At 69.2% G+C, this 15,098-nt stretch carries 14 protein-coding genes and 2 pseudogenes; 3 read left to right on the forward strand and 13 right to left on the reverse strand.

Annotated features, from left to right (window positions below):
- Nucleotides 1-239 precede the first annotated feature (239 nt).
- A complete protein-coding gene (locus IPK81_05290) occupies nucleotides 240-719 on the forward strand; it encodes an Lrp/AsnC family transcriptional regulator (protein ID QQS13649.1) in 480 nt (159 codons plus the stop codon).
- 86 nt (nucleotides 720-805) lie between these two features.
- Nucleotides 806-2,059, forward strand: a complete 1,254-nt coding sequence (locus tag IPK81_05295) for a cytochrome P450 (protein ID QQS13650.1) — start codon at nucleotides 806-808, stop codon at nucleotides 2,057-2,059.
- Nucleotides 2,060-2,063: 4 nt separating this feature from the next.
- On the opposite strand, the gene IPK81_05300 is transcribed toward IPK81_05295, so the two are convergent.
- The 9 genes and pseudogenes from IPK81_05300 to IPK81_05340 form a co-directional block, all read right to left on the reverse strand.
- On the reverse strand, nucleotides 2,064-2,864 hold the full coding sequence (locus tag IPK81_05300; protein ID QQS13651.1) for an enoyl-CoA hydratase/isomerase family protein: 801 nt from the start codon (nucleotides 2,862-2,864) through the stop codon (nucleotides 2,064-2,066).
- A gap of 52 nt (nucleotides 2,865-2,916) precedes the next feature.
- Nucleotides 2,917-4,100, reverse strand: a pseudogene (locus tag IPK81_05305) (CoA transferase).
- A gap of 92 nt (nucleotides 4,101-4,192) precedes the next feature.
- Nucleotides 4,193-5,902 carry an iron ABC transporter permease gene (locus IPK81_05310; GenBank protein ID QQS13652.1) on the reverse strand — a complete coding sequence of 570 codons (1,710 nt, stop codon included), beginning with the start codon at nucleotides 5,900-5,902 and terminating at the stop codon, nucleotides 4,193-4,195.
- Nucleotides 5,903-5,929: 27 nt separating this feature from the next.
- Entirely contained in the window at nucleotides 5,930-6,973 is a 1,044-nt protein-coding gene (locus tag IPK81_05315) for an extracellular solute-binding protein (GenBank protein QQS13653.1), read from the reverse strand.
- 161 nt (nucleotides 6,974-7,134) lie between these two features.
- On the reverse strand, nucleotides 7,135-7,611 hold the full coding sequence (gene greA / locus IPK81_05320) for a transcription elongation factor GreA (GenBank protein QQS13654.1): 477 nt from the start codon (nucleotides 7,609-7,611) through the stop codon (nucleotides 7,135-7,137).
- A gap of 167 nt (nucleotides 7,612-7,778) precedes the next feature.
- Nucleotides 7,779-8,699 carry a DMT family transporter gene (locus tag IPK81_05325; GenBank protein QQS13655.1) on the reverse strand — a complete coding sequence of 307 codons (921 nt, stop codon included), beginning with the start codon at nucleotides 8,697-8,699 and terminating at the stop codon, nucleotides 7,779-7,781.
- Nucleotides 8,696-9,370: a gamma-glutamylcyclotransferase gene (locus tag IPK81_05330; GenBank protein ID QQS13656.1), complete on the reverse strand. Its 675-nt coding sequence runs from the start codon at nucleotides 9,368-9,370 to the stop codon at nucleotides 8,696-8,698. Before IPK81_05330 ends, IPK81_05325 begins: the two co-directional genes overlap by 4 nt.
- 38 nt (nucleotides 9,371-9,408) lie before the next feature.
- On the reverse strand, nucleotides 9,409-9,879 hold the full coding sequence (locus tag IPK81_05335; GenBank protein ID QQS13657.1) for a MaoC family dehydratase: 471 nt from the start codon (nucleotides 9,877-9,879) through the stop codon (nucleotides 9,409-9,411).
- A gap of 11 nt (nucleotides 9,880-9,890) precedes the next feature.
- Nucleotides 9,891-10,374, reverse strand: a pseudogene (locus IPK81_05340) (nuclear transport factor 2 family protein).
- A 131-nt stretch (nucleotides 10,375-10,505) separates the two neighbouring features.
- Between IPK81_05340 and IPK81_05345 the strand changes: the two are divergent.
- Nucleotides 10,506-11,330, forward strand: a complete 825-nt coding sequence (locus IPK81_05345) for an enoyl-CoA hydratase (GenBank protein QQS13658.1) — start codon at nucleotides 10,506-10,508, stop codon at nucleotides 11,328-11,330.
- Nucleotides 11,331-11,422: 92 nt separating this feature from the next.
- On the opposite strand, the gene IPK81_05350 is transcribed toward IPK81_05345, so the two are convergent.
- The 4 genes from IPK81_05350 to IPK81_05365 form a co-directional block, all read right to left on the reverse strand.
- A complete protein-coding gene (locus IPK81_05350; protein ID QQS13659.1) occupies nucleotides 11,423-12,220 on the reverse strand; it encodes an ABC transporter permease in 798 nt (265 codons plus the stop codon).
- A 1-nt stretch (nucleotide 12,221) separates the two neighbouring features.
- A complete protein-coding gene (locus tag IPK81_05355; GenBank protein QQS14963.1) occupies nucleotides 12,222-13,037 on the reverse strand; it encodes an ABC transporter ATP-binding protein in 816 nt (271 codons plus the stop codon).
- 10 nt (nucleotides 13,038-13,047) lie between these two features.
- Nucleotides 13,048-14,097, reverse strand: a complete 1,050-nt coding sequence (locus tag IPK81_05360) for an ABC transporter substrate-binding protein (GenBank protein QQS13660.1) — start codon at nucleotides 14,095-14,097, stop codon at nucleotides 13,048-13,050.
- Between the two features lie 113 nt (nucleotides 14,098-14,210).
- Nucleotides 14,211-15,074, reverse strand: coding sequence for a crotonase/enoyl-CoA hydratase family protein (locus IPK81_05365; GenBank protein ID QQS13661.1), 864 nt, complete (start codon nucleotides 15,072-15,074; stop codon nucleotides 14,211-14,213).
- Nucleotides 15,075-15,098: the final 24 nt, after the last annotated feature.

Genomic DNA, 15,098 nt, shown 5'->3' on the forward strand with positions numbered 1-15,098 from the left:
CCGCTATCCCTGCTTCGCGCGCATGCATAGAATAGAGAAGCAATGCGTCGAGCGCGAGGCTCTTTATTAAACACATACCGATTGGAGAATATGCCCAGATCGCTTGGAATCGGGACGAGTTCATAGGCGGAGCCGCGCAAGCGCATGGCGAAAAATGCGACAACCCGAAAAAGGGCGTAATTTTATTGCTATCGACGGCTGGGATGCCCTAGAAGGCGTGCCGAGACGGAGACCCGCACATGCCCAATCGCGCCAAGCTCGACCAGATCGACCGCCGCATCCTGTCGGACCTGCAGGATGATGGGCGCATGACGAACGTCGATCTCGCCAAGCGCGCCGGAATCTCCGCGCCGCCTTGCCTGCGGCGCGTGCGCGCCCTCGAGAAGGAGGGCGTGATCCGCGGCTACCATGCGGATATCGCGCCGGAGACGCTGGGCTTCACGGTCACCGTGTTCGCGCTGGTCGGGCTGAACAGCCAGGCCGAGGCGGACCTGAAATCGTTCGAGGAGCTGATGGCGTCGTGGGACAACGTCCGCGAATGCCACATGCTCGCGGGCGAGGCCGACTTCCTCGTCAAGATCGTCGCCGAGGACTGGGACTCCTACCAGCGCTTCCTGACGACGCGGCTCACCTCGGCGCCGAACGTGAGCCACGTGAAGTCGCTGATGGTCTTCCGCACCGCCAAGCAGAAACCGGGCGTGCCGATTCCGGCGGCGTGAAGCGGCCGGGCCGGCGTTGACTCGATCCTCCGGGCGTGCGCGTCTTGCTCCCAACACCGCGGTGAAAGCGGCGACCGGAGAGCGAAATGTCCATGACCATGAACGAGGCCGGCGGCGCGGCCGAGGGCTCGATCCCGCTCGATAAGATCGACGTCAGCGATCCCGCGCTGTACCGCGACGACACCTGGGCCCCGCTGTTCGCGCGGCTGCGGCGCGAGGATCCCGTCCACTTCTGCCCCGCGAGTCCGTTCGGACCCTACTGGTCGGTGACGCGCTACGACGACATCATGGCCGTCGAGCTGAACCACGCGGTCTACTCGTCGTCGTCGGAGTTCGGCGGCATCCAGATCACCGACGTGCCGATCGGCCGCGAGACGGTGAGCTTCATCCGCATGGACCCGCCGGAGCATCCGACGCGGCGGCGTACCGTCAGCCCCATCGTGGGCCCCAGCAACCTCGTCAACATGGAGGGCACGATCCGCGAACGGACGTCGGCGGTGCTCGACGGTCTGCCGCGCGGCGAGGTGTTCGACTGGGTCGACCGCGTCTCGATCGAGCTGACGACGATGATGCTGGCGACGCTGTTCGACTTCCCGTGGGACGACCGCCGCAAGCTGCCGTTCTGGTCCGACGTCGCCGTCGCCAACATCGACGCGCCGGACTCGCCGGTGCGTTCGGAGGAGGAGCGCTGGGCCGAGCTCGGCCGCATGGGCGCGTATTTCAGCAAGCTTTGGAACGAGCGCGTGAACGCGCCGCCGCGCTTCGACCTGATCTCGATGCTGGCGCACGGCGAGTCGACGCGGAACATGACGCCGGCCGAGTTCGTGGGCACGCTGGCGCTGCTGATCGTCGGCGGCAACGACACGACGCGCAACACCATGACCGGCGGCCTGCTCGCGCTCGACGCCAATCCCGGCGAGTGGGCCAAGCTGCGCGCCAACCCGGCGCTGGTGCCGAGCCTGGTCGCCGAGACGATCCGCTACCAGACGCCGGTGATCCACATGCGGCGCACCGCCAAGGAGGACGCGATCCTCGGCGGCAAGCGCATCCGCAAGGGCGACAAGGTCGTGATGTGGTACGTCTCCGGCAACCGAGACGATTCGGCGATCGAGCGGCCGGACGATTTCGTCGTCGACCGCGCCAAGCCGCGCCAGCACCTGTCCTACGGGGCCGGCATCCACCGCTGCGTCGGCGACCGGCTCGCCGACCTGCAGCTGCGCATCCTGTGGGAGGAGATCCTCAAGCGCGACCTGCGCGTCGAGGTCGCCGGCCCGCCGGTGCGCGTCTACTCCAACTTCCTGCGCGGCTACCGCTCGCTGCCGGCGCTGATCCGCGCCTGAGGCGTCAGCGGCCCTGGAAGAGCGGCTTGCGCTTCTCCATGAAGGCGCGGCGGCCTTCCTTGTAGTCCTCGCTGTTGAAGCAGGTCTCCACGGCGGCGTCCATCGCGGCGTGGTCGCGCTTGTCCGGGTCCTTGGCCGTGGCGTTGATGATCATCTTCGCCGCCTTCACCGTCAGCGGCGCGTTGCCGGCGATGATCCCGGCGTAGTCGGCGACGAACTTCTCCAGCTCGGCCTTGGGCACGACCCGGTTGACCAGCCCCATGGTCCGCGCCTCCTCGGCGCTGAACAGGCGGCCGGTGAAGAAGATCTCCTTGGCGAAGGACGGGCCGACCACGTCGGCCAGGTTCTTGATGCCGCGGTAGCCGTAGCCGAGGCCGAGCTTGGCGGCCGGCACGGCGAAGCGCGAATCGTCGCCGCAGATCCGCATGTCGGTGGTCAGCGCGATGCCCATGCCGCCGCCGACGCAGACGCCCTTGATCATGGAGATGGTCGGCTTGGTCGCGTGCGTGATGGCGCCGTGCGCCTTGTCGCCGGCGGCGTTGTAGACGGCGATCGCGTCGGGCGTGCCGCGGCGCTCCTCGAACTCCGAGATGTCGGCGCCGGACACGAAGGCCTGCTCGCCGGCGCCGGTCAGCACGATCACGCGCACCGCCGGGTCGGCCTCGAAATCGCCGATGATTTTCGGGATGGCCAACCACATGTCGTACGACACGGCGTTGCGCTTCTCCGGTTGGTTGAAGACCATCCAGCCGATGCCGTCGGCCTTGCGCGCGATCATCTTGGGCGTGCCGGTGTCCATGTCCATCGCTCCTCGATCCGTGTATGGCCGCCGGCCCGCGGGGCGGCGGCGTGGAATGTCAGACGACCTTGCGGCCGCGCAGATCGGCGATCCCGGCGGCGTCGAAGCCGAGCGCGCGCAGGATCTCCTCGGTGTGCTCGCCGCGCTCCGGCGTCGGCCGGTCGATCACCGCCGGCGTGCGCGACAGCTCTATCGCCTGGTTGACGACGCCGACCTCGCCACGCTCGGGATGGTTCAACGGCGTCGCGGCCTTGACGTGGCGGACCTGCGGATCGGCGAACATCTCGTCGATGGCGTAGATCGGCCCGCACGGCACGCTGGCCTTGTTGAGCCGGTCGATCAGCTCGGCGCTGGTGTATTTCGCCGTGTACGACGCGATCTCGGCGTTCAACTTGGCCCGGTTCCGGGAGCGGTCGGCATCGCCCTTGTAGTCGGGGTTGTCGAACATCGCCTGGGCGTCGAGGCAGGCGCAGAAGCGCTTCCAGATGTGCTGGCCCGACGCCGCGATGTTGATGTTGCCGTCGCTGGTGGGGAACACGCCGGTGGGGATGCTGGTCGGATGGTCGTTGCCGGCCTGCTTCGGCACCTCGCCGGCGACCAGCCAGCGGGCGGCCTGGAAATCGAGCATCGCGATCTGGGCCTGCAGCAGCGACGTGCGGACCCACTGGCCCTCGCCCGACACCTCGCGCTCGAGCAGCGCGATCAGGATGCCCATCGCGGCGTAGTTGCCCGACGACAGGTCGGCGATCGGGATGCCGACCCGCACCGGCCCCTGGCCGACGAGACCGGTGATCGACATCAGGCCGCCCATGCCCTGCGCCACCTGGTCGAAACCCGGCAGCAGCGCGTAGGGGCCGTCCTGGCCGAAGCCGGAGATGCTGGCGTAGACCAGCCTGGGGTTGATCGCGCGCAGCGTCTCGTAGTCGACGCCGAGGCGCTTCTTCACGTCGGCCGGTAGTTCTCGACCACGACGTCGACGTCGGCGACCAGCCGCTTGAAGATCGCGACGCCGTCGGGCTCCTTCAGATTCAGCGTCAGGCTGCGCTTGTTGCGGTGCAGATTCCAGAAATCGGGACCGTGGCGCGGGCCGCCCATGCCGTCGCTGTCGTCCAGCCCCGGCGGCATCTCGACCTTGACGACGTCGGCGCCCCAGTCGGCGAGATGGCGCACGCAGGTCGGGCCGGCGCGCACGCGCGTCAGATCCAGCACCTTGAAGCGCGCCAACGGTCCCCTGCCCGGCATCCGATCGTCCCCCTGCCCTTCGCGGCGCGCACCCTAGCGCCGGACCGCCGCCGGCGCGAGCCCGGCCGCGGCATGGCCGGCCTTCGTTCCGGTCAGGTCCGGCGCAGCATGAAATCGCGGCCGACGACGCGGAAGCCCAGCGCCACGATGCCGATGGTGATGACCAGCAGCACGCCGCCCAGCGCCGCGAGCTGCTCGAGGTTGCCCTGCTCGCTGAGGTCGAGCAGCACCACGGAGATGACGCGGGTGTTCGGCCCGGTCAGGAAGATGGCGGTCGACAGCTCCTGGCTGGCGGGGATGAACACCAGCACCCAGGCGCCGACCAGCGTGCGCTTGAGCAGCGGCGCCACGACGCGCCGGATCGCGGTGAAGCGGCCGCCGCCGAGGATGCGGACCGCCTCCTCCATCTCGGGATGGATGCTGGAGACGCCGGCGGCGGCGCTGCCGTAGGCGATCGGCAGCAGCCGGGTGGCGAAGGCGAGGATCAGGATCGTGGCCGTGCCGTAGAGCAGCAGCGGCGGCGGCGCGTAGGCGGCGTAGAAGCCGATCGCCAGCACGATGCCTGGGATCACGAAGGGCGCCATGCAGAGGAAGGCCAGCGCGCCGCCGAAGCGCACCAGCTTGCGGTGCACGATGTAGGCGATCGCCAGCGCCAGCGCGATGGCGAGGAACGCCGCCGTCGCCGAGTACCAGACGGTGTTCCAGATCGACTGCCGGGCCGAGACGTTGTCCACCAGCACGTACTTGAAGTTCGCCAGCGTCAGGTTGTCGAACGAGAAGCCGCGGCCCCACGCCTTGGCGAACGCCGCCTGCACCAGCACGATCATCGGCATGACGACGGAGAGCGCGCACACGAAGGCGGCGTAGCCCAGCATCGGCCAGCGCCACCGCCCCAGCGCCACGATCCGCCGCTCGCCGCCCTTGCCGGTGACGGTGACGAACCCCTTGCGGCGCAGGATCAGCCGCTGCAGCGCCAGCATGCCCATGGTGACCAGCAGCAGCGGGATCGCGTAGGCGGCGGCGACCTCGACGCGCACGGGATGCTCGAAGAACTGCCAGAGCTGCGTCGTGACGACGGGATAGCGCGCCGGGATGGCGATCAGCGCCGGCACGCCGAACAGCGCCAGCGACTGCAGGAAGACCACGATGACGCCGCCGATGATCGCGGGATAGACCAGCGGCAGGGTGATCGAGAACGCCGTCCGCAGCGGACCGGCGCCCAGAACGTTGGCCGCGTCCTCCATCTCCGACGACACCAGCTCCAGCGCCGAGGTCGTGAACACGAAGATGAAGAAGAACAGGTTGCAGGCCATGATCAGGATCAGGCCGCCGAGCGTGAAGACGTTGACCAGCGGCTCGCCTGCGCCCGTGACCGCCACCCACGCGCGGTTGATCCAGCCGGCGTTGGGGCCGGCCAGCAGGATCCAGCCCACCGCGCCGAGATAGGGCGGCATGATGAAGGCCGCCAGCACGCCGAGGCGGATCAGGTTGCGGCCGGGCATGTCGGTGCGCGAGCAGGCCCACGCCAACGGCACCGCGAAAACCGCCGACAGCGCCGCGACGCCGGCGCCCATGACCAGCGTGTTGACCAGCGCCTGGACGTAGCGCGGCCGGCCGTAGGCGGCGAGGTAGTTGTCGAAGGTGTAGCCGGCACCGTCGCGCACCTCGAAGCTGGACAGCACGAGGCGGGCCAGCGGATTGACGACGACGAACAGCAGGATGGCGATCAGCGCCAGCCACAGCAGCATCGACCAGTCGAAGACCCGGCGCGCGGCCGGCGCCGGCATCGCGGCGTCCGTCATCGCCACGGCTCCGCGACGCGACGCCGCTCAGTTGCCGAACGTGTCGCGCCACTTCTCCTTGACGTCGGCGACGCCCTTGAGGATCTCGTCGGGCTTGAGCACGAGCGTCTTGAGCTCGGCCGCCGACTTGGCGCCCTTGCCCTTGACCGAGGCGTGCAGCGGCTCGCCGAAATCCTCGGCCTGCACGGCGCTGCACTCCGCGCTCAGCATCCATTCCTGGAACAGCTTGGCGGCGTTGGGGTGCTTGGAGCCCTTGATGATGCCCTGCGGCGCGATGATCATGACGGTGCCGTCGGTCGGGTAGACCACGCCCATCGGATCGCCCTTGGCGGCCGCCTCGTAGGCCGGCGGGTACGAGCCGGCCGCGACCGTCCGCTCGCCCGCCTTCAGCATGGTCTGGGTGTCGAGGATCGAGCGCCCGATCTGCGGCTTGTTCTTCTCGAGCTTCTCGAAGTACGACCAGCCGTAGAGCTTGGTCATGGTCAGCGTCCAGATGCCGACGTAGCCGCTGAACGCGGGATGGCCGAGCGACACCTGGTTGCGCCATTTCGGATCGAGCAGGTCGGTCCAGTTCTTCGGCGCGTCCTGCGGCTTCACCTTCTGGGTGTTGTGGGTGATGCCGATCAGCCCGATCGAGGCGACGTGGTACATGCCGTCGGGATCGATCCCCTGCAACGACGCGATGACCGTCGCGGCGTTGGCGGGCGTGAACTTCTCCAGCAGGCCCTTCGATTTCAGCTCGACGTAGTGGCCGATGTCGGTCGACGCGAAGACGTCGACCTGCGGCCCGCCGGCGCGCAGCTCCTGCGTCAGGCGCTGGTAGGCGACGTGGGCGGTCGTGCGCACGACGTTCACCTTCACGCCGGGATAGCGCTTCATGAAGACGTTGCCGATCTTCGCCGCCGTCTCGCCGGTGAAGTGCGCCGTGTACCAGGTCAGCTCGCCCTCGGCCTTGGCGGCCTCGTACAGGGCCTTCTCGGCCTCGGCCGACAACTGGGCGGCGGCGGGCGCCGCCGCGAGCGCGGCGGCGACGATGAGCGCGGACGCGCTCCACCCGATCTTGCTGGTCATGGCTTCCTCCGGTCGACGCCGCGTCGGCCGGCACCGCCGACCCGCCCGTCCTTGTTTGACCGGAACCTTACCAGCCGGACCGGGGGAATCAAATTCGCCGCCGACCGCCGGAACGGAAACGCCCGGCGCGCGGCCGGGCGTCTGGACGTCGCGGCGGCGCTCTACTTGAAGAGGACCGACATCACCTCGTACGACTTGGCGCCGCGCGGTGTCTGGACCTCGACGCTGTCGCCGACGGTCTTGCCGATCAGGGCGCGGCCCAGCGGCGCGGTGATCGAGATCTTGTGCTTCGTCAGGTCGGCCTCGAACGGACCGACGATCTGGTAGCGAACCTCGTCCTCGGTGTCCTCGTCCGACAGTTTCACGGTGGCGCCGAACTTGATCACCTTGCCGCCCTTGAGCTTGGCGACGTCGATCACGTCGGCGCGCGCGATGACGTCCTCGAGCTCGGCGATCCGGCCCTCGATGAAGCCCTGCCGCTCGCGCGCGGCGGTGTACTCGGCGTTCTCGGAAAGATCGCCATGGGCGCGGGCCTCCGCGATCGCCTTGATCACGTTGGGACGCTCGACTCCCTTGAGGTTCCGCAGCTCGTCCTCGAGCGACTTGAACCCCGCCGGCGTCATCGGGACCTTGTCCATGGCTTCTTCCGTGCCCAAAAAACAACGGCCGGCGCGGACGCCGGCTCTGGGGATACTTTACCGTAATCTGGGGGCGCAGGGAACCCGATGCAAGGCGCGGCGGCGTCGCGTCGCGGCGGCGCCGACGTTCCCGTCAGATCCGGATTATATCCAGTCTTTATAGATACTTACGGCTTCGTCACGATCTCGGCCGACCGTATCTGGGCGCGCCGCACCGCCTCGCGGTGGGAGATGTACATGGCGCTGGCGAAGATCACGGCGGCGCCGATGAAGGTCCATTCGCTCGGCGTCTGGCCGAAAAGCCACAGCCCGAACAGCGTGTTCCAGATCAGCGACAGGAAGCCGATCGGCTGCAGCGCGGAGATCTCCGCCACCTGGTAGCCGCGCTGCATCACGAGGTGCCCGGCGGTGCCGAAGAATCCCGCCAGCAGGAACCAGCCGACATGCTCCAGCGACGGAGTCTGCCAGTTCAGGAGCGCGAACGGCGTGGCGCACGCGACGATGAAGACCGACTGCCAGATGACGATGCCCTCGGCGTTGTCGGTGCGGGCCAGCGATTTCGCCATCAGGTTCGACGCGGCGAACAGCGGGGTCGACGCCAGCGCCGCCAGCGCGCCGATGCCGATGGCGGTGAACCCCGGGCGGATGATGATCATCGCGCCGATGAAGCCGACCGCGACCGCGATCCAGCGGCGCATGCGGACGTCCTCCTTGAGGAACAGCGCCGCGCCGATCGTGACGAAGATCGGCCCCGTGAAGCCCAGCGCCGTCAGATCGGCCAGCGTGATCAACGGCAGCGCGATGAACCAGAGCTGCATGCCGGCGCTGTGGAAGGCCCCGCGCACGGCGTGGAGCCCCAGCCGCTGGGTCCGGAACGGCGCGATCAGCCCGTGGCGCATGAAGACGTGCAGCAGGAACACGGCGCCGAACAGATAGCGGCAGAACGCCATCATGTAGGAGTTCAGCTCGCGCGCGGGGAAGATCGTGGCGACGTTGAGGCCGGCGAACAGGACGCCGGAGATGGCGACGAGGATGATGCCGCGGAGGTTCCCTGATTGCGCGTTCCACCACGCCTTGAGCGCGGTCACCGCGACCCCTCGCGCACCTTCAGGACCTCGGTCTCGAGCGACTCGATGTAGGGATCGCGCACGCCCAGCCCGCGAAGCTGGTCGGCGCACTCGAACAGGTACTCCCGGCAGGTGCCGCGGCGGCCCTCGGCGAAGGCGATGTGCTCGCACTTCAGCGGCCGCTCCAGCGCGCCGCAATACTGCGGATGCTCGGGGTTGACCACGAACGCCACGGCGCGCAGCCGCTCGCCGGTGGGATCGACCACCTCGGCCCAGATCGCGTCGTAGACGCCGCTGAGCATCTCGCGGTTGTAGAGGATCGCGAACTCGGTCGTCACCGCGTCGGCCGCGACGCGGTAGGCCATGCCGTCGCAGGCGCCACCCGGCTCCAGCCCCAGCATCAGCCCCGGCTTCTCGGGCGTGCCGCGGCCCAGCGGCGTCCAGAAGCAGAAGCTGCGCCGGTAGCCGTCGAGCCGGGCCGGCCGGCGCTCGACGAAGTTGAACGCGGGGTTCCACATCAACGAGCCGTACGCGAACACCCAGGCGTCGGTGCCCGGCGTCCAGGTCTTCAGCGTCTCGTCCAGCCGGCGGCGGCGTTCGGCGTGCGAGATGAAATAGTCGAAGCCCGCCGCCTTCGCCTCGGTGATGAGGCGGTCGATCCGCTCCGGCGTCAGCTCGTCGCGCTGCAGCACGATCCCCCCGCGATCCCCGTGCGCCCGGCGCGTCGGCGTCAGGCCGCCGCGTAGGCGATGCCCATGGTCTCCGCGACGCAGGCGGGACGGTCCTTGCCCTCGATCTCGATGGTCCACTCGTAGGTCATGCGCACGCCGTTGTTCGGCATGTCATCGGCCGCCAGCAGCTTCACGCGGCCGCGCAGCTTCGATCCGACCGGCACCATGTTGGTGAAGCGCACCTTGTTGCTGCCGTAGTTGATGCCGTTGCGCACGTTGTTCACGTGCAGGACGTTGTGGCTGAAGGTGGGGATCAGCGACAGCGTGAGATAGCCGTGCGCGATCGGCTTGCCGTCGGGCATGTCCTTCTTGCAGCGCTCGACGTCGACATGGATCCACTGGTGGTCGCCGGTGGCGTCGGCGAAGGTGTTGACGCGCTCCTGGCCGATCTCGACCCAGTCGCTGACGCCCAGCTCCTGGCCGACCAGCGCCTTCATCGCCTGCGGATTCTCCACGGTGCGCTTCGCCATCGTTCCCTCCCTCATTTCCGTTCCAGATACGCCTTGGTCTCCGGGCGGGCCTTCAGCCAGCCCGACCACTTGTCCATCACCTTCGCCATGCGCGCCGGGGCGACGCCGAGCTGAGCCATGGCGACGCCGCCGTTGACCGACTCCGCGTAGTCCACGATCAGGCCGCCGCGCAGGCGGAAACGGCTCATGCCGTCGATGACGACGCGCTTGCCGGCGAACTCCGCGCACCGTGGACGTGAAGGCCGACAGCGACCAGGCGTAGGCGAGATCGCCGTCCACCACCGGGTCGAAGAAGCGCCAGCGGTAGTCGGCCGCGTCGCGGTGGAAGTAGTTCTCGAGCATGTCGGCGATGCCGTCGCGGCCGGCGTGATCGCCATAGATGTAGTCGTGGTAGACGCCGTCGGGCGCGAAGCAGGCCGCGAAGGCGCGCCCGTCGCCGGCCTCGGCGGCGGTCGTCATGCGGTCCAGCAGGGCTGCGAATTCGGCGCCGGTCATGGGGCTCGGTCCATCGGGGCGGGCTTGTCGGCCCGTTCCGCCACCATCACAATGGCGGCGTCGTAAATCAACGCCAATCCACGCAACGCCCCCATACCGGGCGCGGCGGCGGCACCGGAAGGGGAAACGCCATGGCCTACGCCAACATCCTGGTCGACACGAAGGACCGGATCCGCACCATCTCGCTGAACCGGCCGGACCGGCTCAACGCCTGGACCCGCGACATGCATGTCGAGCTCAAGGACGCCATGCACGAGGCCGGCGACGACGCCGACGTGCGCGTGATCGTGCTGACCGGCGCCGGACGCGGCTTCTGCGCCGGCGCCGACATGGGCGGCCTGCAGCAGATCGGCGCCGCCGGCGCGGCCAGCGACCGGGCCACCAAGGCGCGCCCCGTCCCGGCCGGCGGGAGCGCCAGCGCCGAGTTCAAGATGACCTATTCGTATTTCCCGTCGATCCCCAAGCCGATCATCGGCGCGATCAACGGCCCCTGCGCCGGCCTCGGGCTGATCATGGCGCTCTACTGCGACATGCGCTTCGCCGCCGAGAGCGCGGTGTTCACCACCGCGTTCGCCGCCCGCGGCCTGATCGCCGAGCACGGCGTGTCGTGGCTGCTGCCCAAGCTGGTCGGGCTGCCCAACGCCATGGACCTGCTGCTGTCGGCGCGCAAGTTCCGCGCCCCGGAGGCGCTGTCGATGGGCGTCGTCAACCGCGTCATCGCCGACGCGCAGTTGATGACCGACACTCGCTCCTACGCCCGGCTGCTGGCCGAGACCGTCTCGCCGCGCTCGCTGGCGGTGATGAAGCGGCAGCTCTGGGAGGCGCAGTTCCAGACGCTGGCGCAGGCCACCACGGCGGCGAACCACGACATGGAGCTGAGCTTCGTCACCGATGACTTCAAGGAAGGCGTCGCCCATTACGTCGAGAAGCGCGCGCCGCGTTTCACCGGCCGCTGACGGCGTCCGGACCGGCCACGGCCGCGCCGTCATCCGGCGACAGCCCTGCCGTCATCCCGAGCGCAGCGGGCGATCTCGGAGCCGCCGCCGCGTCAGGTCGGCTCGGTCTCGCTGGCCTTGGGCTGCCAGACCATCAGCCGTCGCTCGACCGCGCCGACGGCGGCGTCGAGCGCCAGCGCGAACGCCGTCAGCACGAGGATGCCGGCGAACACCGTGTTGATGTCGAACGTGCCCTCGGCCTGGAGGATCAGGTAGCCGACGCCGCGGGCCGAGCCGAGGTACTCGCCGACCACGGCGCCGACGAACGCCAGGCCCACCGCGTTGTGCAGGCTGGCGAACACCCAGCTCATGGCGCTGGGCACGTAGATGGCGCGCAGCAGCTGGCGCCGGTTGGCGCCGAGCATGCGGGCGCTGGCGATGACGTTGGGGCTGACCTCGCGCACGCCCTGGTAGACGTTGAAGAACACGACGAAGAACACCAGCGTCACGCCGAGCGCGACCTTCGACCATATGCCCAGCCCGAACCACACCGCGAAGATCGGCGCCAGCACGACGCGCGGCATCGAGTTGAGGCCCTTGATGTAGGGGTCCATCACCGCCGACGCCGTCGGCGACAGCGCCAGCCACAGGCCGATGACGAGGCCGGACGCCGCGCCGATGGTGAAGCCCAGCGCCGTCTCCAGCAGCGTGACGGCGAGATGGCCGAAGATCTCGCCGCTGGCGAACCACTCGACCACCACCTGGAACACCTTGTGCGGCTGGCCGAAGAAGAACGCCGCCCGGTTGTCCTGCTCGAAGTAGAACGGCGGGATCAGGCCGGGCTGGGTCATCGCGTGCCAGAACAGGATCAGCACCACCAGCACCAGGATCTGGAGCGCGCGCAGCCGCATCTCAGGCCACCTTCTGCGCGGCGTAGGCCTTCAGGACCTCTTCCTTCATCGCGTTCCAGATCTCGCGGTGGACCTCGATGAAGCCGGGGCTCATGCGGATTTCCGACACGTCGCGCGGCCGCGGCAGGTCGATGCGGAAATCGGCGATCGGCCGCGTCGCCGGGCCGGCCGACAGCACCACCACCCGGTCGCTCAGCGCGATCGCCTCCTCGAGGTCGTGGGTCACGAACATCACCGATTTGCGGTCGGCCGCCCACAGCGCCAGCAGCTCGTTCTCCATCAGCTGGCGCGTCTGGACGTCGAGCGCCGAGAACGGCTCGTCCATCAGCAGGATGTCGGGATCGACGATCAGGGTCTGGGCCAGCGCCAGCCGTTTGCGCATGCCGCCGGACATCTGGTGGGGATAGCGGTCGCCGAATCCCGCCAGCCCGACGCGGCGCAGCCAGTCGTGGCCGCGCGCCACCGCCTCCGGCCGCGCCACGCCGCGGAACTCCAGGCCCGCCACCACGTTCTCGATGCCGGTGCGCCACGGCATCAGCGCGTCCGCCTGGAACATGTAGCCGGCGCGCCGGTTCACCCCGTCGGCCGCGGCCAGCCGTTTGCCGAACACCTCGACGACCCCGGACGACGGCGCGAGCAGGCCGGCGGCGACGTTCAGGAGGGTGGATTTGCCACAGCCCGTCGGTCCGACCACCGAGACGAACTCGCCGTCGGCGATCGACAACGACGCGCCGCCGACGGCCGTGTAGCCGCCGCCGCCGTCACGCGCCGCGAAACGGCACGTGACGTCGCGGAACGTCAACGCGTCGACCACGATCCGGTCGCTCTCAGGCGCGCTTCCCGGCGCGTTGCGCGAACTCGTTGGTCCACGTCAGGTCGAGCTTGCCCTCGGCCGCCTTGATCTTGTCGTCGGTGTCGGCGAGGAACTTCAGGCAGTTCTTCGGGCCGTCCGGCGGCATCATCCCGTCGGGCGAGATCGTGTCGCGCACGTTGGCGAACGCCTTCTCGTAGATCGCGCGGTCGCCGAGCAGGTAGCCCTCGGGCACCGCCTTGGCCACCTCCGACGGCGGCGCGGTCTGGAGCCACTGGTTGGCACGCACGATCGCGGTGGCCAGCGCCTGCGCGGTGTTCGGCGTCTTCTTGACCAGGTCCGGCTGGGCGTACAGGCAGGCGGCGGGCATCGACCCGCCGAACAGCTCGGCGTTGCACTTCATCGTGCGCGTATCGAGCACGATCTGGATCAGGCCCTTCTCCTGCAGGATGGTCAGGGCCGGATCGGACTGCGCCACGGCGTCGAGCTCGCCCTTCTCGATGCCGGCCACGACCGAGGCGCCGGCGCCGACGCCGATGACCACGATGTCGCTCGGCTTCAGGCCGCCCTTGGACGCCCAGTAGTTGGCCAGCATGTGCGTCTGCGAGCCCGGCGCGGTGACGCCGAACTTCAGGCCCTTGACGTCGGCCGGCCCCTTGACCTTGGCGGCGACCTCCTTGCGCAGGCCGATCGCGAGCTGCATGCCGCGGCCGATCAGCGCGAAGCCGATGATCGGCTGGCCGCGCTGCTGCATGCGGATGGTGTGCTCGTAGGCGCCGGCGACGACGTCGGCGCTGCCGCCCATGAGCGCCTGCAGCGACTTGGCGCCGCCCTGGAAGTCGTTGATCTCGACGTCGAGACCGGCCTCCTTGAAGTATCCCCGCCGCTCGGCGATGGTCAGCGACAGGTAGTACAGGGCCGACTTGCCGCCGACGGCGAGCACGACCTTGGTCTTCTCCGGCTTGCCCTGCGCCCGGGCCGAGCCGATGTAGGCCGTGGCGCCGAGCGCGCCGGCGGCGGCCGTGGTCGCGAGCATGCCGCGACGCGCGATGCGTTTTTCCGTCATTGTCTCCTCCGGTGCGTGCCGGCGCTCTTGGTGGCGCCAGTCGGCCGGGAGAATGCAGCGAACCGGGCGCAGCGTCCACCGCCGCGACGCGCGCGGCGCCGGTGGCGAGCCGGTTACTTGAACGTCCGCTCGGCCCACCACGGGAAGTAGGACGGCATGCCGTCGCTGACCTTCATCGGGAACCGGGCCGGGCGCTTCTCCAGGAACGCGACCACGCCCTCCTTGACGTCGGCCGACTTGCCGCGCGCGTAGATGCCCTTGGAATCGACCTTGTGGGCCTCCATCGGGTGGTCGGCGCCCAGCATCTTCCAGATCATCTGCCGGTTCAGAGCGACCGAGACCGGCGCGGTGTTGTCGGCGATCTCGCGCGCCAGCGCGTAGGCCGCCGGCAGCAGGTCGGCGGATTTGTGGACCGAGCGCACCAGCCGCCCCGCCAGCGCCTCCTGGGCGGGGAAGACGCGGCCGGTCATGACCCATTCCAGCGCCTGCTGCGGGCCGACCAGGCGCGGCAGGAACCAGCTCGAGCAGGCCTCCATCACGATCGCCCGGCGGGTGAAGACGAAGCCGTAGCGCGCCTCCTCCGACGCCAGCCGCACGTCCATGGCCAGCTGCATGGTGATGCCGACGCCGACGGCGGCGCCGTTGCAGGCCGCGATGGTCGGCTTGAGGCTCTCGTACAGGCGCAGCGTCAGCAGACCGCCGCCGTCGCGGTGGCCGTCCAGGCCGGGATCGACCGGTCCGCGGTTCTCGGCGTTGAAGGTGTTGGCGCCGCCCGACAGGTCGGCGCCGGCGCAGAAGCCGCGGCCGGCGCCGGTGAAGACGATGGCGCGCACGTCGTCGTCGCGGTCGGCGCGGTCGAGCGCGTCGAGCAGCTCCGACAGCATCTTGCCGGTGAAGGCGTTGAGCTTGTCGGGGCGGTTCAGCGTGATGGTGAGGATCCCGTCCTTCACCGCGTACTGGATCTGCTCGTAGGTCATGTCCGCTCCTGGTCCGTGGTCCCG

This window comes from Rhodospirillales bacterium (genome assembly GCA_016699855.1).
Lineage (GTDB): Bacteria > Pseudomonadota > Alphaproteobacteria > Reyranellales > Reyranellaceae.